29 protein-coding genes and 1 pseudogene are annotated in these 23,253 nt (G+C 33.7%); 6 read left to right on the top strand and 24 right to left on the bottom strand.

Annotated features, from left to right (window positions below; translation table 11 throughout):
* Nucleotides 1–40 precede the first annotated feature (40 nt).
* Nucleotides 41–205, bottom strand: coding sequence for a glycine zipper domain-containing protein (locus tag ACXY7N_RS19335; RefSeq protein WP_016087567.1), 165 nt, complete (start codon nucleotides 203–205; stop codon nucleotides 41–43).
* Nucleotides 206–422: 217 nt separating this feature from the next.
* Here ACXY7N_RS19335 and ACXY7N_RS19340 point away from each other — a divergent pair, with 217 nt between their 5' ends.
* Nucleotides 423–659 (top strand): hypothetical protein, encoded by a 237-nt coding sequence (locus tag ACXY7N_RS19340; protein ID WP_116363405.1) that lies wholly within the window; start codon nucleotides 423–425, stop codon nucleotides 657–659.
* 48 nt (nucleotides 660–707) lie between these two features.
* Here the strand turns inward: ACXY7N_RS19340 and ACXY7N_RS19345 are convergent, their stop codons facing one another.
* Together ACXY7N_RS19345 and ACXY7N_RS19350 are read right to left on the bottom strand one after the other, a co-directional pair.
* Nucleotides 708–1,544: an ABC transporter permease gene (locus ACXY7N_RS19345; protein ID WP_016134686.1), complete on the bottom strand. Its 837-nt coding sequence runs from the start codon at nucleotides 1,542–1,544 to the stop codon at nucleotides 708–710.
* On the bottom strand, nucleotides 1,537–2,742 hold the full coding sequence (locus ACXY7N_RS19350; RefSeq protein ID WP_016087565.1) for a quaternary amine ABC transporter ATP-binding protein: 1,206 nt from the start codon (nucleotides 2,740–2,742) through the stop codon (nucleotides 1,537–1,539). The genes ACXY7N_RS19345 and ACXY7N_RS19350 overlap by 8 nt, the downstream gene beginning before the upstream one ends.
* 171 nt (nucleotides 2,743–2,913) lie before the next feature.
* Between ACXY7N_RS19350 and ACXY7N_RS19355 the strand changes: the two genes are divergently transcribed.
* Nucleotides 2,914–3,771, top strand: a complete 858-nt coding sequence (locus ACXY7N_RS19355; RefSeq protein WP_016087564.1) for a glycine betaine ABC transporter substrate-binding protein — start codon at nucleotides 2,914–2,916, stop codon at nucleotides 3,769–3,771.
* 45 nt (nucleotides 3,772–3,816) lie between these two features.
* Here the strand turns inward: ACXY7N_RS19355 and clpP are convergent, their stop codons facing one another.
* On the bottom strand, nucleotides 3,817–4,398 hold the full coding sequence (gene clpP / locus ACXY7N_RS19360; protein WP_000991620.1) for an ATP-dependent Clp endopeptidase proteolytic subunit ClpP: 582 nt from the start codon (nucleotides 4,396–4,398) through the stop codon (nucleotides 3,817–3,819).
* Nucleotides 4,399–4,419: 21 nt separating this feature from the next.
* Nucleotides 4,420–5,106, bottom strand: a complete 687-nt coding sequence (locus ACXY7N_RS19365; RefSeq protein WP_016087562.1) for an RNA polymerase subunit sigma-70 — start codon at nucleotides 5,104–5,106, stop codon at nucleotides 4,420–4,422.
* 143 nt (nucleotides 5,107–5,249) lie between these two features.
* Between ACXY7N_RS19365 and ACXY7N_RS19370 the strand changes: the two genes are divergently transcribed.
* The 3 genes from ACXY7N_RS19370 to ACXY7N_RS19380 all read left to right on the top strand — a co-directional run bounded on the left by ACXY7N_RS19370 (nucleotide 5,250) and on the right by ACXY7N_RS19380 (nucleotide 6,778).
* Nucleotides 5,250–5,570, top strand: a complete 321-nt coding sequence (locus tag ACXY7N_RS19370) for a 2Fe-2S iron-sulfur cluster-binding protein (RefSeq protein WP_016134687.1) — start codon at nucleotides 5,250–5,252, stop codon at nucleotides 5,568–5,570.
* A gap of 4 nt (nucleotides 5,571–5,574) precedes the next feature.
* A complete protein-coding gene (gene rpiA, locus ACXY7N_RS19375) occupies nucleotides 5,575–6,237 on the top strand; it encodes a ribose-5-phosphate isomerase RpiA (protein ID WP_016134688.1) in 663 nt (220 codons plus the stop codon).
* A 106-nt stretch (nucleotides 6,238–6,343) separates the two neighbouring features.
* Entirely contained in the window at nucleotides 6,344–6,778 is a 435-nt protein-coding gene (locus tag ACXY7N_RS19380) for a GNAT family N-acetyltransferase (protein ID WP_016134689.1), read from the top strand.
* 129 nt (nucleotides 6,779–6,907) lie between these two features.
* Here ACXY7N_RS19380 and ACXY7N_RS19385 read toward each other — a convergent pair whose 3' ends face one another.
* The 17 genes from ACXY7N_RS19385 to ACXY7N_RS19465 all read right to left on the bottom strand — a co-directional run bounded on the left by ACXY7N_RS19385 (nucleotide 6,908) and on the right by ACXY7N_RS19465 (nucleotide 20,718).
* Nucleotides 6,908–8,275, bottom strand: coding sequence for a lytic polysaccharide monooxygenase (locus ACXY7N_RS19385; protein ID WP_016134690.1), 1,368 nt, complete (start codon nucleotides 8,273–8,275; stop codon nucleotides 6,908–6,910).
* 357 nt (nucleotides 8,276–8,632) lie between these two features.
* Complete coding sequence (locus ACXY7N_RS19390) at nucleotides 8,633–9,826, bottom strand: macrolide family glycosyltransferase (protein WP_016134691.1); 1,194 nt, start codon at nucleotides 9,824–9,826, stop codon at nucleotides 8,633–8,635.
* 69 nt (nucleotides 9,827–9,895) lie between these two features.
* On the bottom strand, nucleotides 9,896–10,588 hold the full coding sequence (locus ACXY7N_RS19395) for a formylglycine-generating enzyme family protein (RefSeq protein WP_016134692.1): 693 nt from the start codon (nucleotides 10,586–10,588) through the stop codon (nucleotides 9,896–9,898).
* An 18-nt stretch (nucleotides 10,589–10,606) separates the two neighbouring features.
* Nucleotides 10,607–11,125, bottom strand: a complete 519-nt coding sequence (locus ACXY7N_RS19400) for a DNA topology modulation protein (RefSeq protein WP_488592567.1) — start codon at nucleotides 11,123–11,125, stop codon at nucleotides 10,607–10,609.
* Nucleotides 11,126–11,146: 21 nt separating this feature from the next.
* Entirely contained in the window at nucleotides 11,147–11,533 is a 387-nt protein-coding gene (locus ACXY7N_RS19405; protein ID WP_016087554.1) for a ribosomal maturation YjgA family protein, read from the bottom strand.
* A gap of 65 nt (nucleotides 11,534–11,598) precedes the next feature.
* Nucleotides 11,599–12,306 carry a class I SAM-dependent methyltransferase gene (locus ACXY7N_RS19410; protein ID WP_016134694.1) on the bottom strand — a complete coding sequence of 236 codons (708 nt, stop codon included), beginning with the start codon at nucleotides 12,304–12,306 and terminating at the stop codon, nucleotides 11,599–11,601.
* A gap of 21 nt (nucleotides 12,307–12,327) precedes the next feature.
* Nucleotides 12,328–12,681: an MmcQ/YjbR family DNA-binding protein gene (locus ACXY7N_RS19415; RefSeq protein WP_016134695.1), complete on the bottom strand. Its 354-nt coding sequence runs from the start codon at nucleotides 12,679–12,681 to the stop codon at nucleotides 12,328–12,330.
* Nucleotides 12,682–12,696: 15 nt separating this feature from the next.
* Nucleotides 12,697–13,101 carry a GNAT family N-acetyltransferase gene (locus ACXY7N_RS19420; RefSeq protein WP_016134696.1) on the bottom strand — a complete coding sequence of 135 codons (405 nt, stop codon included), beginning with the start codon at nucleotides 13,099–13,101 and terminating at the stop codon, nucleotides 12,697–12,699.
* A 234-nt stretch (nucleotides 13,102–13,335) separates the two neighbouring features.
* Complete coding sequence (locus ACXY7N_RS19425) at nucleotides 13,336–14,142, bottom strand: GH25 family lysozyme (RefSeq protein ID WP_016087550.1); 807 nt, start codon at nucleotides 14,140–14,142, stop codon at nucleotides 13,336–13,338.
* A 287-nt stretch (nucleotides 14,143–14,429) separates the two neighbouring features.
* A complete protein-coding gene (locus tag ACXY7N_RS19430) occupies nucleotides 14,430–14,846 on the bottom strand; it encodes a GNAT family N-acetyltransferase (RefSeq protein WP_016134699.1) in 417 nt (138 codons plus the stop codon).
* 32 nt (nucleotides 14,847–14,878) lie between these two features.
* Nucleotides 14,879–15,250, bottom strand: a complete 372-nt coding sequence (locus ACXY7N_RS19435; protein WP_016134700.1) for a hypothetical protein — start codon at nucleotides 15,248–15,250, stop codon at nucleotides 14,879–14,881.
* Nucleotides 15,247–16,023, bottom strand: coding sequence for a serine hydrolase (locus tag ACXY7N_RS19440; RefSeq protein ID WP_016087547.1), 777 nt, complete (start codon nucleotides 16,021–16,023; stop codon nucleotides 15,247–15,249). Before ACXY7N_RS19440 ends, ACXY7N_RS19435 begins: the two co-directional genes overlap by 4 nt.
* Nucleotides 16,024–16,166: 143 nt before the next feature.
* Nucleotides 16,167–16,679 carry a GNAT family N-acetyltransferase gene (locus tag ACXY7N_RS19445; RefSeq protein WP_016087546.1) on the bottom strand — a complete coding sequence of 171 codons (513 nt, stop codon included), beginning with the start codon at nucleotides 16,677–16,679 and terminating at the stop codon, nucleotides 16,167–16,169.
* Between the two features lie 43 nt (nucleotides 16,680–16,722).
* Nucleotides 16,723–17,724 (bottom strand): HAAS signaling domain-containing protein, encoded by a 1,002-nt coding sequence (locus tag ACXY7N_RS19450; RefSeq protein WP_016087545.1) that lies wholly within the window; start codon nucleotides 17,722–17,724, stop codon nucleotides 16,723–16,725.
* Complete coding sequence (locus ACXY7N_RS19455) at nucleotides 17,711–18,058, bottom strand: PadR family transcriptional regulator (protein WP_016087544.1); 348 nt, start codon at nucleotides 18,056–18,058, stop codon at nucleotides 17,711–17,713. The genes ACXY7N_RS19450 and ACXY7N_RS19455 overlap by 14 nt, the downstream gene beginning before the upstream one ends.
* A gap of 169 nt (nucleotides 18,059–18,227) precedes the next feature.
* Complete coding sequence (locus ACXY7N_RS19460; protein ID WP_016087543.1) at nucleotides 18,228–18,560, bottom strand: DUF952 domain-containing protein; 333 nt, start codon at nucleotides 18,558–18,560, stop codon at nucleotides 18,228–18,230.
* Nucleotides 18,561–18,642: 82 nt separating this feature from the next.
* On the bottom strand, nucleotides 18,643–20,718 hold the full coding sequence (locus ACXY7N_RS19465; protein WP_488592568.1) for a HelD family protein: 2,076 nt from the start codon (nucleotides 20,716–20,718) through the stop codon (nucleotides 18,643–18,645).
* A gap of 337 nt (nucleotides 20,719–21,055) precedes the next feature.
* Between ACXY7N_RS19465 and ACXY7N_RS19470 the strand changes: the two are divergent.
* Nucleotides 21,056–21,921, top strand: a pseudogene (locus ACXY7N_RS19470) (CPBP family glutamic-type intramembrane protease).
* A 20-nt stretch (nucleotides 21,922–21,941) separates the two neighbouring features.
* Here the strand turns inward: ACXY7N_RS19470 and ACXY7N_RS19475 are convergent.
* The gene (locus ACXY7N_RS19475) at nucleotides 21,942–22,685 is read right to left on the bottom strand and encodes a class I SAM-dependent methyltransferase (RefSeq protein WP_016087540.1); all 744 of its coding nucleotides are present in this window, start codon (nucleotides 22,683–22,685) and stop codon (nucleotides 21,942–21,944) included.
* A 182-nt stretch (nucleotides 22,686–22,867) separates the two neighbouring features.
* A complete protein-coding gene (locus tag ACXY7N_RS19480) occupies nucleotides 22,868–23,251 on the bottom strand; it encodes a gamma-glutamylcyclotransferase family protein (protein WP_016087539.1) in 384 nt (127 codons plus the stop codon).
* Nucleotides 23,252–23,253: the final 2 nt, after the last annotated feature.

Consider the following 23,253-nt stretch of genomic DNA (forward strand, 5'->3'; position numbering starts at 1 on the left):
TCTTTTGACACGGCAATTTTTGAAATGAATTTAGACCTCATTATTTCTTCAAAAATGCAATTCCAATTACAATCCCAATGACAATGCCAATTACTAAATTATTTGTAAAGTACCCTTGAAATACACCAATTACAACCCCTATACCAACACCTATCGCCAAAGCATCATTTTTATTATTTTTAGCCAAAATTACATCTCCTCCCATCATTTCTCGCTAAACAACATACATTTAATGGAATGTATTCATATATTCACTATCTCACTTGAACATTCCCAAAAAATGTACTTGAACTTCATATATAATATTTTCCATTTTCTGTACATACTCCTTTTACAATTGAAAAATTTCAAGTAACCATTAAATATATATAGGCATTTACTATAAGAAAGATCAGTAATTTATTTAAGGAGGAACGATTCAAATGCATCCTCATTGGAATCCAAATATAAATCAACAATATGTTTATTCCCCTCATCCTGTAAGGAATACATTGCATCATGATTCACAATATATGATGCAGCGTATTGCAAATCTTGAAAGTCAATTAGCGAAACTAATCTCATTAATTGAAGAAAATAATCATTTAATTAAATCAATGGAACAACAGCAGAACCAAGTTTGTGCACCAGCTGGCGGTTCTGTTATTGTTCGTATGTAATCTTTTCAAACAAAAAACACACTTTGTATAATAAAGTGTGTTTTCTTTTTATCTTCTTTTTTGGTGAAACCCTTGTGTAATACGGTCTAATATAATCGCAATGACAACAATAGCTAGTCCGGCTTCAAATCCCATTCCGATATTAACTTGTGTTACAGAACGATATACATCGACGCCAAGTCCAGGTGCTCCTACAAGTGATGCGGTTACAACCATTGATAACGAAAGCATAATACTTTGGTTCACTCCAGCCATTATCGTTCCGGTTGCGAGTGGTAATTGTACTTTAAATAGTTTTTGTGATGCTGTAGATCCAAATGCATTCGCTGCTTCAATTAAATCTTCTGGAACTTGTCTAATTCCTAAGTCTGTAAAGCGAATTGTCGGCGGCATTGCAAAGATTACTGATGCAATAATCCCAGGTACTACACCTACGCCGAAAAATGTAATCGCAGGAATAAGATAGACGAACGCTGGCATTGTTTGCATAAAATCTAACGTCGGTTTTAAAAATTTTGAGAAACGTTCATTTTGAGATGCTAATATCCCAATTGGAATTCCTACAATAATTGAAATAATAACGGATGTAAGTACAAGTGCTAATGTTTGCATCGTTTGTGCCCAGTAGTTAATATTTAAAATAAATAATAGCCCGATAAGCGTAAAAATGACTAAAGATAATTTTCTTGTTGTGTACCAAATGAGGAAACACAATATAATAATCATCAATATGGCTGGTATTATTGTTAAGAAATTAGTGAGTAAATCAACGAATCCACCGATAATATAAGAGAATCCTCGGAATAACCCCTCAAAGTGTTCATATAAACTTGCAACAAATAAGTCGACCCATTCCCCTAAAGGAATACGTGGTATACTATTCATCGTCTTTCACCTCTTCCTCAATGTTTCCTGCAAGAGCTTGAATGACACTTTCACGTTTAATGATTCCTCTAAGTCTTTTCTTCTCATCAATTACTGGTAACGGATATTTCATCTCCGCCATTTTTGCATATGTTTCCTCAAGTAAAGTATCCAAATAAACATGCGGAATATCATTAAGTAATAAATCAGCAATCGGCCACTGTTTTTGTACTGCTTTACTCGCATCATCCGCGGTTAATATACCTAAAAATTCATACTTTTTGTTGACAACATACACAGTAGAAACACCGGCGTTCCTCATGATTTGAAGTGCTACACGTGGTCCACGATCAATTAATAAAGTCTCCGGTCGTTTTAATATAGATTCCGCCGTGATTACTTTTCCTAAATTCACGTCCGCCACGAACTTCTCTACAAATTCATTGGCAGGACTCATCATAATTTCTTCCGGCGTTCCAATTTGAACGATTTCGCCATCCTTCATTAATGCAATACGATCCCCAATTCGCAGTGCTTCATCTAAATCGTGTGTAATAAATATAATTGTTTTTTCCATTTTATCTTGTAGCTCTAACAATTCATCTTGCATTTCTTTTCGAATTAGTGGATCTAATGCACTGAATGACTCGTCCATTAGTAATACATCTGGATTATTTGTTAATGCCCTTGCGATTCCAACACGTTGCTGCATACCGCCACTAAGTTGACTTGGATAATTATCTTTATGATGATCGAGTCCTACTAACTTCAATGATTCTAGTGCCTTATTTTCTCGCTCTTCTACTGGCACTCCTTGAATTTCTAACCCGTACGCAACATTTTGTATCACTGTACGGTGAGGAAATAAAGCGAACTTTTGAAATACCATGCTCATCTTCGTTCTCCTCACTCTTCGCAACTCTTCTTTTCCCATCGTTGCGATGTCTTCACCGTCTATGTATATATGCCCTGCTGTTGGTTTGATTAATTGATTAAGCATTCGAACTAGTGTTGATTTTCCGCTACCAGACAAACCCATAATAACGAAAATTTCTCCGGTGTATACTTCAAACGTTGCCTTCTTTACGCCAACATTCATTCCTGTCTCTTTTAAAATTTCCGATTTGCTTTTTCCTTCTTTTAATAAGGTAAGCGCTCTTTGCGGGTGTTTCCCAAATACTTTTGTTACGTTTTCAACACGCACCTTTGTATTATCCATGTCACTACTCCTTTTCTACCCATCTACTCATATAGTGTTGCGATTTTGCAAAGAAATATTACATAAAAATGACATTCATAAGATTTCTTTAAAATTCTCGTTTCCGTTCATAATAAGAATGCTTACTTATACATTTATTTAAAGAGGCAAACGTTTCTTAGGAGGTTTTCGATGCGAAAGAAAATTTGGTTTATATGCCTTGTATTATTTATTACTATGATTTTCACTTCATGTAATGCAACAAATGCAAATTCGAAAGGAAAAATTAAACTTGGTGTAACAAGTTGGAAAGAAAATATTGCAACTGCAAACATGTGGAAAGTATTACTAGAACAAAAAGGCTATAAAGTTGAACTCATGTATTTAGAAAAAGCTGCGATTTGGACTGGAGTCGCTCGCGGTGATGTGGATGCTAATTTAGAAGTATGGCTACCAGTTACGGATAAACCACTAAACAATCGTTATAAAGATGACATTGTCTTAAAATCAAAATGGTATGAGGGTACTGGGCTAGGTTTAGTCGTGCCTTCTTATGTGAAAAACATAAGCAGTATCGAAGATTTAAATGCTCATAAAGATGAACTAGACAATAAAATTATCGGTATCGAACCCGGTAGTAGTCTTATGAATTTAACGAATAAAGCAATGAAAGAATATAATATTAAACTAAAACTTGTCCAATCCTCTGAAGCTGCGATGATGAGTGAGTTAAAGAAAGCCTATACGAAAAAGAAACCAATCGCTGTTACGCTTTGGAATCCGCATTGGGGCTTTTCAGAATTTGACTTAAAATATTTAAAAGACCCTAAGAAAGTATATGGTGAAAAAGATGACATTTATTACTCTGTTCGTAAAGGATTCGAAAAAGATCACCCGGATGTTATAAAATACTTTGATAAATGGAAAATGAATGATGAGCAGCTTGGCACATTAATGGTCATGTTAAATAAAACGAAAGATCCCGAAGAAGCTGCGCGAAAATGGATTAAAAAGAATCAAGCACTTGTTGATGAATGGGTAAAAGATTAATAAAACAGGCTAGAGGATTAGCATATCCTCTAGCCTGTTTTTATCTTATTTTTTCGTAACAACATCATCTACAATTCCATACTCCTTTGCCTCTTCAGCAGTCATAAAATAATCTCTTTCTGTATCATGTGCCACTCTTTCAATCGGTTGCCCTGTTTTTTCTGCAATCATTTTATTAATATCATGCTTTAACTTTAGTATTCTTTTCGCTGTTATTTCAATTTCTGTTGCCTGGCCTTGCGCACCACCAAGTGGCTGATGAATCATAATTTCACTGTTAGGGAGCGCAAACCGTTTCCCTTTTGCACCTGATAATAATAACAATGCACCAAATGATGCTGCAAATCCCATGCATAGCGTTTGTACATCTGGTTTAATGAGATTCATCGTATCTAATATGGCAAAACCTGCTGTCGTTGAACCACCTGGGCTATTAATGTATAAATATATATCTTTCTCTGCATCTTCCGCTTCTAAAAATAATAATTGAGCTACGACACTACTCGCTACTTGATCATTAATTTCTGAACCGATAATAATAATTCGGTCTTTTAATAACCTCGAATATATATCATAGGAACGTTCTCCTAATTTCGTTTGTTCTACTACATATGGAATTGCATTCATTTTAAATCCCTCCAATAATTGTTATGCCGCGCAAAGCATACAACTGTAGGAAGAAGGCTTTTTCGTATTAAATAATAAGACTGGCTGTTTAGATGGTAACTTAGTAAAATCTATAGTAGGAAGAAGTTTCGTTAACAATTCCGGCCTTTCCTCACGAATAGACGTTACAACAACTTCAATATCATCTGTGAATTCGACTACTTCAATCCCTTCTTCACTTACAGTTTTCAGCCTATTTCTACTCCGAAATAAAGAAGCTTTCACTGCACCTTCTGATACCGAACATACTTTAGCAATATCAGCGATGCTATATTGAAAAACATCCTTTAATAATAAAATTGCGGATTGCTGTACATTTAATGACGACAATACTTTCCCTACCATTTCATGCAAATCTGCAATGTTCTCTTGTGGTTCTTCAAAAGTAATTTGGTCTCTTATTTTTTCATGAACTGATTTTGATTTGATCTGATCTATCCAACGATTTCTAGCTATTTTATATACAAGTGTCATACAAATATCTTTATTACTATATTTTTGAAGAACTTTACAAACTGTTTCTTGGGCAAGATCTTCGCCGTCCCATTTATTTTTCGTTAAAAATGTACAGTACCTTTTCAACTCTCCGTATTGCTCAATTAAAAAGTTTATATTTGAATGATTCATATCGATATGATTTTTTAAAACATGAGTTACTTTTGTGCACAAAATAACCACTCCTTTTCAGCGCTTACTTAATTAACGATTCAACAAATAAAAAAGTTACGGGGCATATAAAAAAATTATGTTTATGTTCAATAATTCGCGGTCATTAATATGTTATGTACAATTTTACGTGAGGAGGAACAAATTTGCCAAAATTAACAATTGAAGGTGCGGGAACGTTTGATGTAAAAGAAGGCACAAAATTAGTATTAGCGATTGAAAACAACGGTGTACACATACTGCATCGTTGCGGAGGAAAAGCACGTTGCACAACTTGTAGAGTAGAAATTATAGCAGGTGATTTCTGTGAAGTGAGTACGAATGAAAAGAATGCGATGACGGAAAAAGGAATTGAAGATCATTTACGCTTATCGTGTCAAATGCGTGTACATAAAGATATAGTCGTTCGTCCGGTACTTACTGTTGAAAATTCAGGTCTTGATGCTGGACCACGTCCGGCGGAGTAAAGTGATGAATTTAAAACAGCTCGCAGGTGAATATGCTGCTGACTATGTAAAAGATGGAATGAAAGTTGGGCTTGGAACAGGTTCTACCGTGTACTGGGCGATACAAAAATTAGGTGAACGTGTCAAAGAAGGACTATCATTTCAAGCTGTACCGACATCAAAGAAAACTGAAGCATTAGCACAGCAACTAAATATCCCCCTGATTTCGTTAAACGACGTACAAAGTCTTGATCTTACAATTGATGGAGCGGATGAAATTGATTCTAATTTACAGCTTATCAAAGGTGGCGGTGGTGCATTACTTCGCGAAAAAATTGTTGCTTCCTCCTCTAAAGAACTAATAATTATTGTTGATGAATCAAAAGTTGTGACCCGTTTAGGTACTTTTCCATTACCTGTTGAAATTATACCTTTTTCATGGAAACAAACCGAAAGGAAAATTCAATCTTTAGGTTGTCAAACAACGTTACGTTTAAAAAATAATGAAACATTTATAACCGATAACAATAACGTGATTATTGATTGTGTATTCCCTCATAACATATCTAATCCTGCCAATATACACACTCAATTAAAAATGATTACAGGTGTAGTTGAAACGGGATTGTTTGTTAATATGACTAGTAAGGCAATTGTTGGAACAAAAAATGGGATAAAGGAATTATAATGAAAGCTGACTCTTACAGTCAGCTTTTTATATTTTCTCTTTATTGCGTATCATTATGATATACTATGAAAACAAAAGCACATCACACTAGAAAGGGCTGAACAATTTGCACTCCCAACTCATAACAGAACTTACAGATTTAGAAACTGCCTTTCATATTCGAAAAGAAGTATTTGTAAAAGAACAAAATGTCCCTCTTGAAGATGAATTCGATACCTTTGATGAAATCGGTGAGAAATGTAAACATATTTTAGTTTATTATAACGATCTTCCTATAGGTACAGGTCGTATACGATTTGTAGACGGCGCTGGAAAATTAGAACGCATTTGTATTTTAAAAGACTATCGTAAATACGGATTAGGAAAAGTAATTATTCAAGCGTTGGAAGAGATTGCACGCAACAAAGATGCTACAAAAGTAAAACTGCACGGTCAAACACAAGCTGAAGGATTTTATAAAAAACTAGGTTATCAAACTTCTTCGGATGTATTTATGGAAGATGGTATTCCACATATACTTATGACGAAAATGTTATCATAATAAAAAGGGTAGTATATGAAACTACTTTATGTAGTCATATACTACCCTTTTTATTAATAGAAAAGTGAATTCTCAAGATTTCCTTTTGCATCAAAGCCCTTTATCTCTTAGTTCATACCTAGGTAAAACTTATATTGTTTTCCATAATGATAAGGCATAAATCCAGTTTGGATCCCCATTTCCTTTATAACTCTGGACTGCTTCATATACTTTTCCCTCGTGTAGAACTCTATCGCCCTTTTCATATGCTTTCTTTGCATCCCACTCTTCATATGAAGCGCTTTCAGTTTTTGTAGTAATTGTGAATATATCACTCTGTACAGATTCATTTCCAGCTACATCAACAGCTTTCACTACATATTTATAAGTAGTATTAGGGAGTAAATTTTTATCCATATAAGATGTTGTATTGGATGTTGCAATCTTTTTCATTGATCCTTCTGTTTCTCTATAAATATCGTAATGGTCTACACCAATATTATCGTCAGAAGGACTCCACATTAGATCCACACTTGAAGCTGTTGTTCCCATACTATGTAATCCTTTTGGTTGTGTTGGTGCTTCTGTATCAGGAGCCTCAACTGTCGTTTTAACTGTGAGCGCTGCACTTTCTTTCGAGACATTTCCAGCTGTGTCAATCGCTTTTACAGTATAAGAATATTCTGTACTTGGTTGTAATTTTTTATCAATAAAATGAGTGCCTGGTACTGTGTCAATCACCTCTCCGTTACGGAAGATTTGATATCCTTTTACCCCTACATTATCCGTAGAAGCGTTCCATGCTAGTTCTATACTATTCGCTGTTACTTTTTGTGCCTGAATTCCATTTGGAATACTTGGAGTTTCTGTATCTGGTTTCACATCATTGATGAGATTAACATCAATTACATTATAAAATGCATTTGCTGTATCAGCTACATCCCATACTGCTAAAATCACATGATATCCACTACGATCAGTAGGTACATTGATTTTGTGAGTTAAATTATTTGAGGCTGCCGAACCATCATGTTGTACAGTTCCAATTGGTTCAAAATCTGCTCTTGTAAGCGCTTTATTTGGATTCCATCCTTTTTTTGTAATATAGTAATGCCATTTACTCGTTAAATGAGGCGCTGTATACTTCCAAGTAAATGTATTTTCCCCGCCTGTGATTGTATTTTTAAACCAACGATCGGCTGTTTGTTGATCTAAAATACCACCAAATTTACCACCGGCAGAAGCGATTTGCCCATCAACCGGGCCACTTTGCGGGAACCCTTTTAGAGCTTCTAAACTTTGCGGTTCATACATAACACTTCCACAGTTTACATTTAGTGCACCATAGGTTGGACTACATAAAGCAGATCGGCTACCAGGCTTTTCAACAAAACCGTGCGCGTATGCGTTTTGAGGAATAAGTGTCGTGCCAATAATTCCAGCTGTTAACGCAACAGCACCTAGACTTTTTTTGTTCATTTTCATGTTTTGTAGTTGTTTTAAAAATCGATTATTCATATTCCTGTCCCCTTCTTGTTATACTTCGTAGTGTAATGTGGGCTTTGATGTAAAAGAATAACAAGAGACAATCTTATATCGATGTATGTGTTAGTTATGCATACACCGCAGTGAAAATATATTTCTTTTTATGTGAAATATTTCACTTAATGAATATATAATGACATAGAAATCACCAAAATACGTGCAGAAGTTGTGCAGAAACTGTGAAAGCATTACTAACTCGTAAAACTATGGCCTAAATTTATAAAAATGAATATTTAACCTTTCAATAAAATTGATTCTTCGCTACATAAAACAGAAGAGTGTCTATATCATTTCATATAGACACTCTTCTCATGTATAATCTTCTATTTATTACTGATCTATAAATGTAAAAATCTCATCAACGGCTTGCTTATAGCCACCAGATTTTTGGAAAGACCCCTTCAAATTCAAAGCAGCTTCTTTATATGAAGGATTATTTAATACAAGTTCTACACTTTCACGTAGTTGTTCCTCAGTTAGTTCTTTCATGTGCAACTTAATCCCAGCTCCGAGATTCTCCACTTGCTTTGCGATAACTGGCTGATCTGCACTTTGTGGAATTACAATGAGTGGAATCCCATTATAAAGTCCTTCATGTGTACTATTCATCCCACCATGTGTAATAAATAACTTTGTATATGTAAGTAGTTTTGCTTGTGGTACGTAGTTTTTTACAATGAAGTTTTTAGGAATATTACCCAAATCACTTATTTTTGTTTTATTACCAATAGACATCACAATTGTATGATCACTATTCTCGAACGCCTTCATACAAAGTTTATAAAAATCAAGTGCATCATTAAAAACAGTGCCTAGTGAAATGTAAATCGGGCTTTTTTCTTCAATTGAAGTAAAATCAAAGGCTTCATTTTTCACTTGTGTAGAGATAGATGGACCTATAAATTTATATATCTCATCAAACATATCTCCGAAAGGCTGGAACTCTTTAATTGTATACACAATAGTAAGTGGCGCTGGATTACAGAAAACTTCATACGGTGAGTTTATTTTAACACTATATTTTTCCGTAATTTCTTTTATTAAATTTTGAAAATCATTTTGTATTCTCTCATGAACCTCCGCTGGGATATTTTTCGAAAGGTAGTCTAACATTTGTTCAAATGATTTTTCATCCTGTGCAAACGATGTGCATGAATTTATTGCTGGAAGCTTTAGAATTTGAGCAATTATATGTCCACAGCCAAACATTGAATCATGAATGATGTAATCAAAATGTTCGCCTTCAATTTGTTCCAGAACATTTGGTATAATAACATCTGCCGTATGTAAAAGACCATTTATTCTCTCTAGTAAGTAATTTCGACCACCGGAAAGAAAAGCTTTTATAAACTTTTGCTCGTCAATTGTTCGTACAGTAGCACCCGTCTTCTCAATACGCTCTCTAAAAGATTCAATTGAAAAATAAATTACCTCTTCCCCACGTGAAACTAATTCTTCTACAACTTGTAATGTTGGATTTATATGTCCTTCTGATCCAGTATTAATGAATAAAACACGTGCCACTTTAAACACTCCTTAATTTAAATCTTTTCTATGTTGTCATTAAGATTACAGGTATTTGGTCTTATTCTTCTAAATGGACCTAGCGAGCCTAAATCCAAGGTCATCTATATGAAATGTAGGATGACTACGGCGACGACAAGTCGCACCGCAACCTCTAGCTGCTTCAGCCCAGCTACCGCCTCGAAAAATCCGGTATGATCCATATACCTTTTCATCATACAAATCATAGCACCATTCCCAAACATTTCCTAACATATCATACAAGCCCCATGCATTCGGTTCCTTTTTTCCGACCTCATGAATACGTCCACCTGAATTTTCATTATACCAAGCAATCTCTTTCAGTTCTCCATATATGTATCCAGTCGTTCCTGCTTTACACGCATATTGCCACTCTGCTTCTGAAGGTAATCGGTAGCCATTTGAATCTACATTACAACTAACAATTTGCCCACCATCAATAATAGAATAATATTCTTTTAATCCCGCTTTTTTTGAAAGTAAATTACAAAACATAATGGCATCATTCCATGAGATATTTACAGCTGGTTTATTTTTATCTTTCAATAAATTTGGTGTAAGATTCGTAATCGCATCATATAATTCCACCGTTACAACATATTTTGCAAGAAGAAACGGTTTAACTTGAACTTGCCATTCTTTTTTTATTCGATCATCTCTTAATTCTACTTTTCCTGCTGGAATTTTCACCATATTAGAATCAACCGGGCCAATGAATCTATTCAATCCTATCCCCCCCATGTTACTTCTTTTTACAATCTAACTATTTATGGTATCGTACTTCTTTAAAAATAGTTTTACTTCATTTGAAGATTTTAAAATAATAACATTTGTATCCTTACTCAATTGATTTAGCCTCTTTAAAATTGAAGGTCGTTTCATTTTAGGGTATTCCCATATCCATTTGAAAAATTGCAAGTCAAACCTTTCTTCACATCCCGCGCCCATATCCGGTCTTGTTTTATTCCGATATTGTATAACCCTTTTAAAAGCACGATAAACACATATTGTTCTATGAATATCAAGAAAGATGATTGTATCAGCTGCGTTCATTCTTATGTCCATTGTCCCGCCATAATTCCCATCAATAATCCACTCATCTTCTTTAACTAATTCATTTTGGACTATTCTTTGCTCTTCTTTCGGTACACCTTCCCAATTCGGTTTCCAGAATAGTGCATCAAGATGATGCACCTTAATATTTAGTTTATTTCCTAACTGTCTTGCTAATGCAGATTTTCCTGAACCACCAGAACCTATTAATATTATTTTTTTCATAAATACCCCTTTTTATATCTTTTATTTCTTCCGTAACACCAACTCACAAAACATTCCAATCCCAACACCAATTGTATAAGCTACTAAATCACTCCACAAAAATCCGTAGCCTAATACGAGTCCACCTAAAGTCGTTGTACGAATGCTATCTATCCATTCGGCATGATATAATTGGCTTATTTCAATCGCATAACAAAACAGCAAACTTATAAAAGCTAATTTCTTCGTTTCTATTTTAGGAAATACAAATCCGAACCCTGTAAAAATCATGAGTGCCCATAAAGCATCGCCTAAATAATCATTTAATAGAGCCGGCAGTGCAAAAGCAAACTTTCTTGAACTAAGTCCTAAAATAATAACAATGATAGTAAACATTGCGTATAGTAATCTATTTCGTTTCGTATTCATTTCAAAACTCCTAATTCATCATTTAAAACTGCAAAATAGCTAGTAAAATATAATCATTTTACTAGCTATTTTTTAATGGCTTTCATAATAAGAAAATGTGGATTTGTATTTAAGTAGTGATAAGATTTTTCATTTACTTCTTTCATCTTTTCAACTGGCCTCGGTTCCACCATTTTTTCTAACATAAAATAATTTGTTGTTTCATTAATTACGTCTTGGAGTGACCTTCTAAAAAATTCAACTTCAATTGTAATGTTTGGTTTAACCCACGTATCTACTATTAATTGTTTTTCGAAATAATTTTCACAAGTAAACTTTGTAAAATCCATAAAAGGATGATGTATGGAGTATATAAATTCTCCACCTGGCTTCAATACTCGGCGAAACTCCTGAAATACTTGATTCCAATTTTCTAAGTAATGAAGCGTTAACGAACTTACAATAACATCAAAAGTATTATCTTCAAATGGTAATACTTCTTGCAAGTCATGACAAAGAAACATTGCTTTATCACCCGTACTTTCCTTTGCAGCTTTTACCATTTCAGAACTTACGTCAATTGCAATAACATTTGCTCCTCTTTCTACAAATTGAGAAGTATACCATCCAGCTGCACATCCAGCATCTAGTATACTCTTCCCTTCTAATTTCTTTGGAATCATCTCCATCATCGCTGGTCTTTCATAATAGCTGTTATATGGATTTGCCAAATCTAGATTTTCTTTATATGTACTCGCTAATTTATCATATGTGTCTTTGATCGTGTCTTTCAATATATCCACCCCTCATACATATTAATCTAATAACTCTTGCTGCTTTTTCTTTGAAAATGATTGTAGTACTAAATCATACGACCAATCAATCATTTTATTAATTTGCTCCTGCTCTACATCCTTTTGTATATACACTGTATTCCAATGCTTTTTATTCATATGATAACCAGGAATTATGGTTTCTGGGAAGTCTTCTCTTAATCTTAGTGCAAGTTCTGGATCACATTTTAATGTAATCGCAGCTTTTTCTCCTTCTTCATGGTTTACTATCGCAAATATTTTATTATTAAGCCTCATACATGTTGCATTCCAACCATCTGGAGAATCTTCTGTCGCATTTCTTTTTGATAAACAATACATTTTTGTTGCATTCATTCTAATTGTCACCTCTTATTCTTTCACTATTTGATTACGATGCATTACAATTTGCTTTGTCACTTGAAATTGCTGTTCACCATAAAACTTTATTAGTTTCTCTCCGCAAAATAAACTAACAATATGAATGTGAGATATCTCTTGAAGTAAAATTGTAAGCATCCTCTCTCCAATACCTTTATTTCTTACACTCTCATGTACGACAACATCTTCTATGTACGCTCGAAAAACACCATCAGAAACAACTCTAGCAAATCCGATCAATTCATTTTCTTCCCATACCCCAATTGCTATACTATTATTTAACATTTTTTGAATATCGATTTCTTTTCTTTCTGGCCACCAACCTACAGAGACATAAAGTTTTTTTATTTTTTCTTCGGAAATTTGTTGTTCATGTTGCAATTTATACGTGTACATTTTCCTTCTCCCATCAAATTGCTCATTATATATACTTTGTCTTACTTTACTTCTTTCAATATAAAGCTATAGAATCCAACCTGTTATAAAAAACCTTCATAAAATTAATTTATAATATCGATTTTACAATTGCAATATAAACAGTTCCTTTCATATTTCTTCTATATTAACAATAACACGTAATATATTGAGTTGAATAATGATTAAAGCCACCCAATAGGGCGGCCCTCATTTTCATTTAACTTCATACCACCAACCTTTTCGATCAAGCCAACCTTTCATACCGTTTAATTGTGCATCGCTAGTTGGGTCGGAAATAAAATACGTTAAACCGTCCGATTGTAAAATGAAGGTAGCAGTCATTTTTAAAGAAGTTAATGCTCCCATAACATCTGGAGTTTCATAAGGTGAAAAGGCTCCAGATTGGATAATATTTTGCTTAGAAACTTGTGCTTGTATGTTTTCTTGTTTTGGTACCGATTCAGTAAACCAAGAAAGTGGCTTATTTCCTATCAATTGGTTTAAATCACATTTACCGATACCTGGTACATTACCTGTCTCAGTGTATTGCCAAATATCACAAGGATATGCTGGCTTATTACCGCCATACCTAGGAATCCATAAAAAATCACTTTTTACGTTCGCCATACCGAAAGGCTCATATACATGATGGCCAACATATAAGCCAACTTTCTTAGCACCTAGTCGGCGTAACTCATCGATAAAAGCTTGTGTACCAGCTCTCATATCATCCATTGTTTTCACTTCTACATCAGCAGCCCAAACTGTAGCACTCTTATCACCGCGATTCCAGAAATCTTGTGCTTCCTTCTTCGCATCAGCAATTGAAATAAAGCGGCAGAATGCATAGTTACCAAAAGGAATATTTCTTGTTTTCATTGCTTGGACATAATTTTTATATAAAGGATCTACATAATTTGATCCATCTTGTACCCTAGCGATTACGAAATCTAGTTGTGGAGCGGCTACATCCCAGTTAATGTCACCGTTCCATTTTGAAATATCTACAATGTAACCCATTGCTTAACACCTCCTTCTTTATTATTATATTCAGAGCTCGTCTGATTGCTCTTCTTCTCCTAAAAATTCAATAGTATTTGTTAGTGCACATAGTAAATACAACAACTGTCTTCTACAAAGACAGCACCTCATTTCCGATGAAAAGGAAAATCTTTGTTATAGGAATCGCACTATTTGTTCTCCTAATTGCATCAGATTGAGTAGTTGCTATAAACAAAAGAAAAAAGCATCATCGTATTGGTGATGCTTTTAAAATCCGCTTTTCTTATATAAGACGAATACGATTCCTATAACCTCTTCTCTAAAAAATGTTGACTATGTCCTTTAGGATGATCTTCAACAACACCGTATTCTCGGTAGCCGTACTTTTTATAAAATTCTGGTGCTTGAAAACTAAATGAATCTAATAATATTAATCTACACCCTTTTTCCTTTGCGATGTCTTCGATTTTATGTAACAGTTGACTGCCATAACCATCATGACGAACCGATTCATCAACCCATAAAAAATCTATGTGAAGATGATAAAAATACATTGTTCCTGTTACACCGCCAAAGATTTTTCCGTTCTCATCTTTCACTACGAAACTTACTTGTTCCATCGGCTGTTTTTCTTCATCTGTTAAAATAGACATGTTATATTGAATTACTTTATTTTTTATGTATTCTCCTTCAGTGCGAGTACCATTCTCTATGTGTTTCATATATTTCTTCCTTTCAACTTAGTAAGCTATCTTTAATTTTTACTTTTTCTCTTTAAAATAGTTATAAATACGAATCCACCATAAGTAACAAAGCATGAAAAACCAATTATCCCTGGCACAGAGACATAACCTGTTCTTATATAACTAATAACGGCAAAACAAGCGATAGACAATAAAATAGATGGCCAAAATATAAGAGCTGTTTTTCTTCGTCTCTCTTTCGATGTACTTTCTTTCTCTTCAGAAACACGTGTGCCAAAAAGCAATACAATACAAATAAGTATCGCTGCAAAGTAAAGGGTATCTATTGACAGAGTATGATCGTAAATCGCGATTCCAACTTCCAAAGCGATAATTGTTAAAATTAATATAATGATTGTTGATGTCTTTAAGTTTCTTTTCAATTACTCACCCCTAGCATACTTTGACTATATTCTTTGTATATGTACTTCAAAGCTACTGCAAAAGCTTCATCCACCTCTTTATTTCCACGTCGATTAGGTAAATCTTTCCCCCCAATAACATAAAGAAAGGGAAATTCGTTAAACATTCCTATTATACCAATATTTATTGTAGCTGTGGGTAGTCCACCTGTCATATGAGCCAAGTGATATGAATGTATTCCTTCATAGTCACCTTGCTGTCTTACCATGCCGCTAATAATAGGTTCCCATAATTCAGCTTCTGATTTATACCCTTGAAAAATTTGTACTAAAAGTGAAAGAACTTCATTTAATTCTCCAACATTTTTCTCATCTCTAGCATTCTCTTGTATATGAATTTTCGAAAAGTGCGTTTGAGCATACATTTGCACAATATCCCATCCACCACAGTACATTACAACTGACTGCGCAACGTAACTATCATGACATGCTATCATTACTTCAACTGCTTTACTAAGTGTTAAAGTACTTCTTCCTTGTAAATGTGGATATAACTGCGCACTATCTTCATGTGGATTAAATTTAACATGATGAAGTATATCATTCCAATTACATTTATTTTCCTTCACCATTTGAGCTACTACAAATCCAATTACTACTTTTGCTGCTGATGCTAACGGAATATTTAATTCACTATTATATGAAGCAACTATACGATTGCTTTTTGTAGAATAAATAGATATCCCAACTTGATCAGATTGTATCTCTTTCATTTTTTGAATGACAGTTTCCATTTCCATTCCTCATTTCATATCGTTTTATCACCTTCTAATAATTCAATATAGAATATAAAAACCCTTTTTAGCAGATTATATCGGCTATTACAATAAGAAAAAGGTAGCATGAATTACTCCATGCTACCTAAAATACTAAATTTCTATTCTTCTAAAGGTTTTTTAGGGCCACAAAGCTCCAATTGATAAAAAGCTAAATCTAGCCACTTATTAAACTTATAACCAGCCTTTTTAATCGTCCCCGCATGAACAAATCCATAGTTTTCATGTAAGGCAATGCTTTTCTCATTTTCTGCATCAATTCCAGCAATTAAGGTCATATATTCCCTTTCTTTTGCAACTGTGATTAATGCCTTCATTAAAGAAGTTCCTATCTTATTTTTTCTATATTCCTTATGAACATACACAGAATGCTCAATTGAATATTTATAGGCAGGCCAAGCTCTAAACGGCCCGAATGTCGCAAATCCTACTACTTTACTATCTAGTTCATATACTAAAATTGGATAACCGTCAGCCTTTTTTTGTTCATACCAATCTATTCTATTTTCAAGGGTTACAGGTTTATACGTATATACGGCTGTTGTATACAGTATGGCATCATTATAAATATCTAAAATATATGCTACATCTTGTTTTGTTGCTTCCCTTATCATTGCTTTCTTCCTTTCATAAGGCATATCTTCTTTAATATCACTCCTACATACGAATACGTGCTTTTCGGAAACCATCAAATATATTTAATACCGCAGATATAATGTAAATGAGAATACCTCCACCTATTAACCACGTTTTAAATTCCTCTGGAGAAGTAGCAAACACATTTGCCACAAACGTAATAAATCCTTCGGTAAATAAATTTGAATTTACTACAATTATTATAAATACTATTGTTCCAGCTATTTGGAGAATAGCATTCCCTATTGCCAACTTTTTCGTCCATTGTCCTTGTACTAGCTTAAAAAGAGATATAGCTACTTCGAAAACAATCATAACAACAACGATTGGCCAATATTGAAGTAAAACATCTTGATTAAACGTCGGCGTAACAAACTTCAATCCATTTTCCGTAGCATGGTATACGCCAACGAGATGGTTCGCATAAAAGTAAAGTGTAGCCCATATTGCCGTCCACATTAAGCTTCCAAATACTTCGAACTTTGAGATTGCCTTTTTCTTCGGGATATACGAAATATTTTTCAAATCATCTGGCGTCCATTTTTTTAAACTTGTTGTTAATGGCTGTGGATCCTTTTCTTTATCCGTTCTTTCTAAAACAGCAAATACAAGTGTCAACCAGAAAAATACATGGAGACTAACTTCGACAATTTCACCAATTCCTTTACCTATCAAATTTAAAATAACATTTAATACCGCTGGCTCACCATTATATCCTACAAAATTTTCTGCAACCATTGCAATGAGTGCGATAACAGCTGCAATTGGTATAATCATTTTTAATAACGTCGTATATACATCAAAATAACGTGGTCCAATTAAATGCATCGGTCTATCCAGATACCCATTAGCCAATGAAACTGGGCTTCCCAATTTTTCAAGGACACTCTTTACATCTTCCTCATCATACTCATCGGGTAACATATCCTCTATTGTTGACCGTAGTTCAAGAATAATATCTTCACGATTTTTTTCAGGTAATCTCTTCGCTACTTCCTCGACATACATATCAATCAAGTTCATTCTTGTCCTCCTCCTTTAATAAGTTATAAAGTTCTTTCGAATCCTTTATCCATTCCTTTTTTAACTGCAAAAATATCTCTAATCCGTATTCACTTAAAACGTAATACTTACGAGGTCTACTCTCCGTTTTATCCCAACTACTCGTCACTAGCTCCTGCTTTTCTAATCGGCGAAGTAGCGGATATAAAGTACTTTGATCAATTGTAATCCCCGATTGCTCCAATAATTGGACAAGTGAATACCCATACTGCGGCATTCTTAATTGGCTTAAAACCGCTAATGTTAATGTCCCTCTTCTTAGTTCAGTAATTAACGAATTTAATAAAGCATCCATTCACTCACCTCATTTTCATTACTATATGTCATACAGTATATGTTTTATACTATGTATCGTACAGTATTAGTGTGATAAAAACAATGAGTATTTACAAAAAATAGACAATTAAAAAGCACAAACTATATAATTTGTGCTTTTCTAGCTAATTTAAATGCCTAGTACAATCTTAATTTTGCACCTCTTGTAATATAAATTTTCCATTTTCTTTAGTAAATGGGGTAATATCTACAATTGCCTCAATATGAATTACTCCATATACATGCGGATATTCTTGACCGTTAGAAGCAAGTTCATTTTTTATTTTTGCTTTTATTAGGGATGGATTAATTGTTAGTAATAAAACATCTTCTTCATGACTAAAATGTTTCTCAGCAACTTTTAACGCTTGTTCTAAAAATGAGCAATGAATAAATCCCTCTTCTTTTAGTGAAGCTTCATTAATTTCTCCATCTATCTTTGCGATTTCCCAATCTCTTTTTGTTATTACTTTTGTTATCATAGTTATTTTCTCTCCATGTCTTTATATAGAAAAACAAGAGGTTCTTCTTTTTGTTACTAGAAAAGCCTCTTGTATGTACTATTTATTTTAATCCTTTAATTAAAGGCGATGCTTCCCCGCTATGGAAAATCCATAAATCATGAAGTGACCTTGTACATCCGACATACAATAACTTCGCATCGTGTTTTGTATTTTTGTAATGTTCTTCATCAACATCGATTAAAAGTACTGCATCAAATTCTAACCCTTTCGCTAAGTATACAGGTACTACCGAAATACCGCCTTCATATTTACTTTGATCTGCTTCAATGACGTTAACAGTCAACCCTGCATTTGTTAGCTTCTCATATATATCACGGCATTCATCATCTGTTCTTCCTATTACTGCAATTGTTTTCACATCTTCATTTTGTAGATGCTGTAAAGTCTTCATAATTTCAGTGAATTGATCTTCTGTTTGAATCACTTTCACTTCTTCCCCGCTACGGAAAACTGGCGTTGCAAGTCCAACTGGAATCTCTGCATTTTTAATTATCTCATTCGCAAATTCGATAATTTCTTTTGTAGAACGATAACTTCTCGTCAGTTCATAATAACCTGTTTCTTGGAATACTTCTTTAAAAGCACTCCAATCTTCAATTCCTTGATAATCATAAATTGCTTGAGATAAATCACCTAATATAGTGAAAGAATTACCTAGTGTAATTTCTTTTAATACATAGACTTGGAAAGGCGAAAAATCTTGTGCTTCATCGATAACAACGTGATGAAACTTTTGTCCGATTTCAATTCCTGAAATACGATGATGTATGTATATTAAAGCTGGTAAATCTTCTACATACACTTCTTTTTTACGACAACTCTTTTCTGTTTCTTTCACAAGTTCTTCGGGCAATACTTTGATTATTTCTTTACTTTTCAATATTGAACTATATAGTGCAAGTGAGCTCATTTTCGGCCAAAACTTCATATAAGTGTTCAATCTCTTTGTCGCTTCTTTTTTTAGTAATTTCTTCTCGTTTGATTCTCCATACTTTTTCAGTTCAATTTCAATCCAGCGCTTCATTCGGCCGACTAATCTTTCTCTTCTTTTCTTTAATGGATAATGTTTATATTCCACTTGCATCCATTTTTTAATATCTTCAACCGGAATAACCGCCTTGTCCCATGCCTCAAAATCACTTGTTGGTACTAATTCTTTTTCAAATTGAACCATTCTCTCTTCAACAAAGGACTTAAATTCCAGCGTGCCTTTTAATTTACCGAGCATAACCTTTTCTTCATCACGATTAATAGAAAATGCTTCTTTCAACTTTTCTTCTGTCTGCTTCAGTTTCACCGAATCATCTAACGTACGTAATGCCCAATCTGGAAACGTTGTTTGACTAATGTTCCCTACACCTAACTCAGGAAGTACACTCGAAATATAGTCTAAAAACAGACTATTCGGAGCGAAAACAATCATTCTCTCAGCTTCTAATTGCTCACGATATTCATAAATTAAAAAAGCAAGGCGATGTAAAGCGACTGTTGTTTTTCCGCTTCCTGCAACCCCTTGAATAAGTAATGGTAAGTTTCTTTCCGCACGAATAATATCATTTTGCTCCGATTGTATCGTCGAAACAATATCCTTTAGTTTATTATCTTTATTCTCACCTAATCGATATAGAAGAAAATCATCGGCATGCGAGACATCTTCATTTCCTTTTACATATGTATCAACAACACGTTCTAGTTCTCTTTTTCGAATAGAGATGTTTCGCTTTAAATAAACATCACCTTCTACTAATCCGTCTGGCGATTGATAAAACGCTAATTCATCTCCACCGGTAAATGAATAAAACATACTTGCGACAGGTGCCCGCCAATCAATTACAATCGGTTTCATCGTATCTTTATCTGAAACACCTACTTTACCGATGTAAATCGGTATAATATCTTCCTTACCATCCTCCTGAAAATCTAATCTTCCAAAGTATGGCTCTTGCACACCAATACGTAAATTTTGTCTATTAGACTCCCTCATACTTTCAAGAATTTGTTCTTTAAAATCTTCTCCATAATATACTGGAATTTTTTCAAGCTGTTCTAATTGATCATCCATCGTACTTAACGTATCTTTCATTCTTTTTAACTCTTCGTCAAAAATGCTGTTCATTTGATGATTCCCTCCTGTCCGTTCTAATTTTTCAGTCGAAATACAATTGTATTAAAAATCCATTTATAAAGTCAAGAATTTTAATTTAAGTTTTCCGAAAAAACTTACTTTTATCTTTCTAATATTGAAATTCTAATGCTGTTTTTACATTATAAGAATATACAACATCTAAATCATACAACTACACATATAATTAAGTGATTCATTCGATAGATACGATTAAAAGAGCTTTACACCTTACATACACTCCAACTTCTTTTCTAGTTGTCTATTATTTCATTTGTAAATTAACCAAGATTACAAAATTCAAAAACAAAAGTAAAGGAGTCTATTAAAAATGACTACCACCAAAAGAAAGCCTCTAAAGTTACACTTACTTATTTTTGTGTTAATTGTGTTGGCAAGTGGTTGGATTGGGGTATTTCTAGATTCTTTCCTAACGGATCAGCCTGACGGAAACTCTTTAGGTATGGGATTATGGCTAATATTACCCTTTCTCGCAAGTATTTTACTTAGAAGTATTGGTCGAGATTGGAATGATTTTGGGATCAAACTAAATTTGAAGGCAAACTTTAAATGGTATTTCGTTGCATTACTAATTTATCCATTCGTTATATTAATAACGATAAGCATAGCACTTATTTTTGGAGTAGCTAACATAACCAGTTTTGAAATGCACTCATTATTTTCACTCATATTCATGTCTACTATTGGTAACTTTATTAAAAATATTTTTGAAGAGTTTTCTTGGCGCGGTTATTTAACTCCAAAGCTGATTGAACTAAAGTTAAACGATTGGTTTATTTATATTATTTCTGGGTTAGTTTGGGCTCTTTGGCATGCCGCTTATTATTTAGTCTTTTTACCAAATGAATATTTTGAATCTATTTCAAGGCTAAATATGCTTTTATTAGGCTGTATACTTATGGTTTCTTGGTCTATTATGTATGTTGAAATATATAGACTTACAAAGTCAGTATGGCCATGCGTAATCATGCATGCAATTGAAGACGCCGTTCCTACTGTTTTAGTTACAATAACAGGGATTATTACACTTACCAACAGCAGTGATTTTTGGTTAAACCCTATTAGCGGAGTCGTTGCTACTGTTTTATTTCTTGGAATCGGGATCATACTAAGATCCATAAGAATAAAAAAAGAACGACAATGAACACGAAAAACAGTCAATTATTCACACTATAAAAGTAAAAAAGAGTAAGGAGTTAATCCTTACTTTTTTTTACTTTTATACGATATGATAAACATTCATTTAATGATACTTGCTCTTTATATTTTCTCTCTTCAAAGTCATACGCTCCTCCTGGGAAAATCCCAACTATACTGAAACGAGCCTCTGCACATAAATTACTAATCTCATCTATAGTATAGCAACGTAAAGATTGTGTCACAATATCATTTGAAGAATCCGTTTCCCACCAATGGTCCAGCATTCTAGCATTTTCACTATCATATTCATACTTTCGCATTGCAGAGCCAATCGGCATTTCTTGTCCATTTGCTTTTTCCCAATATAAAGGTTGATAAATATCAATAAGTGCACACCCATCATCTTTCAACCAATTATGGATACGTTTTAATAAAAATAATTGTTCTTCATCCGTTCCTACACCAAATCCGTCTAAATAACTAACAACATCAAACTTTTCTTCAAAGTTAATTTTATAAAAGTCAGCACAATGAATCACAATGTCCTTAGTAGAATGTTCTTTAGCAAACATAACTAACTCTGGTACAAGCTCAACCGTAGTCATTTTTACATCCAAATTTGACATCGCTCTTGCAAACCCGCCATTTCCAGCACCTAGTTCTAACATCGTCTGAAATGGATATCCCACTTGCTCTTTAATTTCTTCAGCAACTTCCTGTAACCAGTTTTCATTATTTATATCATGACTTAGTAATTCAAATTGTTTTTTATAAAATTCTTTTACATTTAATTCGTTCATTATTATTCTCCTCCTGTACGTTATTTTTCTACTACAGGTGAGAAACTAAATTTCTGACACCCATGAAAAACCCTCCTTTTTATTCCCCTATATTTACAATTTATCAAAATAATAAGAAATTTAAAAGTCTAAATATAAAAAATAGATAATGGATTATTCCACTATCTACTCTTTAGTTACTCTTATTTTTCTTTTTGATACTCCACCCAATCTCCAGAATCAATCACTTTCAATATCATCTTTTTATCTTGAGCGATATATACATATGCCTCTATTTCCCTATCAGCAGCATATACTGTTTGCTTGATTCGATAATATAAATCAGTCTCCGCATTCCCTGTATATTCTTCTAGTTCATCTAACTTACGCAATATCTCATCATTTACTTCATAAACTTCACCATAGACCTTTTCTTCATTTGAATAAATCATCGCCGGATAGCCTTCGTTTGTATCAAATAATTTGCCATACGTCCACGCTCCGTCTGCGATGCATATTGCACCTTGCATAAAATGAGCATTCGTTTGCTCTTTTCTTAACGTGCCATACACAAAAACGTGATGCATAA

The sequence above is a fragment of the Bacillus sp. 5w2 genome (genome assembly GCF_054353775.1).

Bases quoted from the DNA above. Each gene is read 5' to 3' on its own strand.
- ACXY7N_RS19465 (WP_488592568.1), bottom strand. From the start codon at position 20,718: ATGAACAGCATTTTTGACGAAGAGTTAAAAAGAATGAAAGATACGTTA.
- ACXY7N_RS19405 (WP_016087554.1), bottom strand. From the start codon at position 11,533: ATGAATACGAAACGAAATAGATTACTATACGCAATGTTTACTATCATT.
- ACXY7N_RS19335 (WP_016087567.1), bottom strand. From the start codon at position 205: ATGGGAGGAGATGTAATTTTGGCTAAAAATAATAAAAATGATGCTTTG.
- ACXY7N_RS19345 (WP_016134686.1), bottom strand. From the start codon at position 1,544: ATGAATAGTATACCACGTATTCCTTTAGGGGAATGGGTCGACTTATTT.
- ACXY7N_RS19430 (WP_016134699.1), bottom strand. From the start codon at position 14,846: ATGAAACACATAGAGAATGGTACTCGCACTGAAGGAGAATACATAAAA.
- ACXY7N_RS19475 (WP_016087540.1), bottom strand. From the start codon at position 22,685: ATGAACGAATTAAATGTAAAAGAATTTTATAAAAAACAATTTGAATTA.
- ACXY7N_RS19385 (WP_016134690.1), bottom strand. From the start codon at position 8,275: ATGAATAATCGATTTTTAAAACAACTACAAAACATGAAAATGAACAAA.
- ACXY7N_RS19445 (WP_016087546.1), bottom strand. From the start codon at position 16,679: ATGATAAGGGAAGCAACAAAACAAGATGTAGCATATATTTTAGATATT.
- ACXY7N_RS19400 (WP_488592567.1), bottom strand. From the start codon at position 11,125: ATGAAAAAAATAATATTAATAGGTTCTGGTGGTTCAGGAAAATCTGCA.
- ACXY7N_RS19340 (WP_116363405.1), top strand. From the start codon at position 423: ATGCATCCTCATTGGAATCCAAATATAAATCAACAATATGTTTATTCC.
- ACXY7N_RS19420 (WP_016134696.1), bottom strand. From the start codon at position 13,101: ATGTACACGTATAAATTGCAACATGAACAACAAATTTCCGAAGAAAAA.
- ACXY7N_RS19350 (WP_016087565.1), bottom strand. From the start codon at position 2,742: ATGGATAATACAAAGGTGCGTGTTGAAAACGTAACAAAAGTATTTGGG.
- clpP (WP_000991620.1), bottom strand. From the start codon at position 4,398: ATGAATGCAATTCCATATGTAGTAGAACAAACGAAATTAGGAGAACGT.
- ACXY7N_RS19460 (WP_016087543.1), bottom strand. From the start codon at position 18,560: ATGATAACAAAAGTAATAACAAAAAGAGATTGGGAAATCGCAAAGATA.
- ACXY7N_RS19425 (WP_016087550.1), bottom strand. From the start codon at position 14,142: ATGGGTTACATTGTAGATATTTCAAAATGGAACGGTGACATTAACTGG.
- ACXY7N_RS19440 (WP_016087547.1), bottom strand. From the start codon at position 16,023: ATGGAAACTGTCATTCAAAAAATGAAAGAGATACAATCTGATCAAGTT.
- ACXY7N_RS19415 (WP_016134695.1), bottom strand. From the start codon at position 12,681: ATGAATGCAACAAAAATGTATTGTTTATCAAAAAGAAATGCGACAGAA.
- ACXY7N_RS19450 (WP_016087545.1), bottom strand. From the start codon at position 17,724: ATGAACTTGATTGATATGTATGTCGAGGAAGTAGCGAAGAGATTACCT.
- ACXY7N_RS19455 (WP_016087544.1), bottom strand. From the start codon at position 18,058: ATGGATGCTTTATTAAATTCGTTAATTACTGAACTAAGAAGAGGGACA.
- ACXY7N_RS19395 (WP_016134692.1), bottom strand. From the start codon at position 10,588: ATGGGGGGGATAGGATTGAATAGATTCATTGGCCCGGTTGATTCTAAT.
- ACXY7N_RS19480 (WP_016087539.1), bottom strand. From the start codon at position 23,251: ATGCATCACGTTTTTGTGTATGGCACGTTAAGAAAAGAGCAAACGAAT.
- ACXY7N_RS19355 (WP_016087564.1), top strand. From the start codon at position 2,914: ATGCGAAAGAAAATTTGGTTTATATGCCTTGTATTATTTATTACTATG.
- rpiA (WP_016134688.1), top strand. From the start codon at position 5,575: ATGAATTTAAAACAGCTCGCAGGTGAATATGCTGCTGACTATGTAAAA.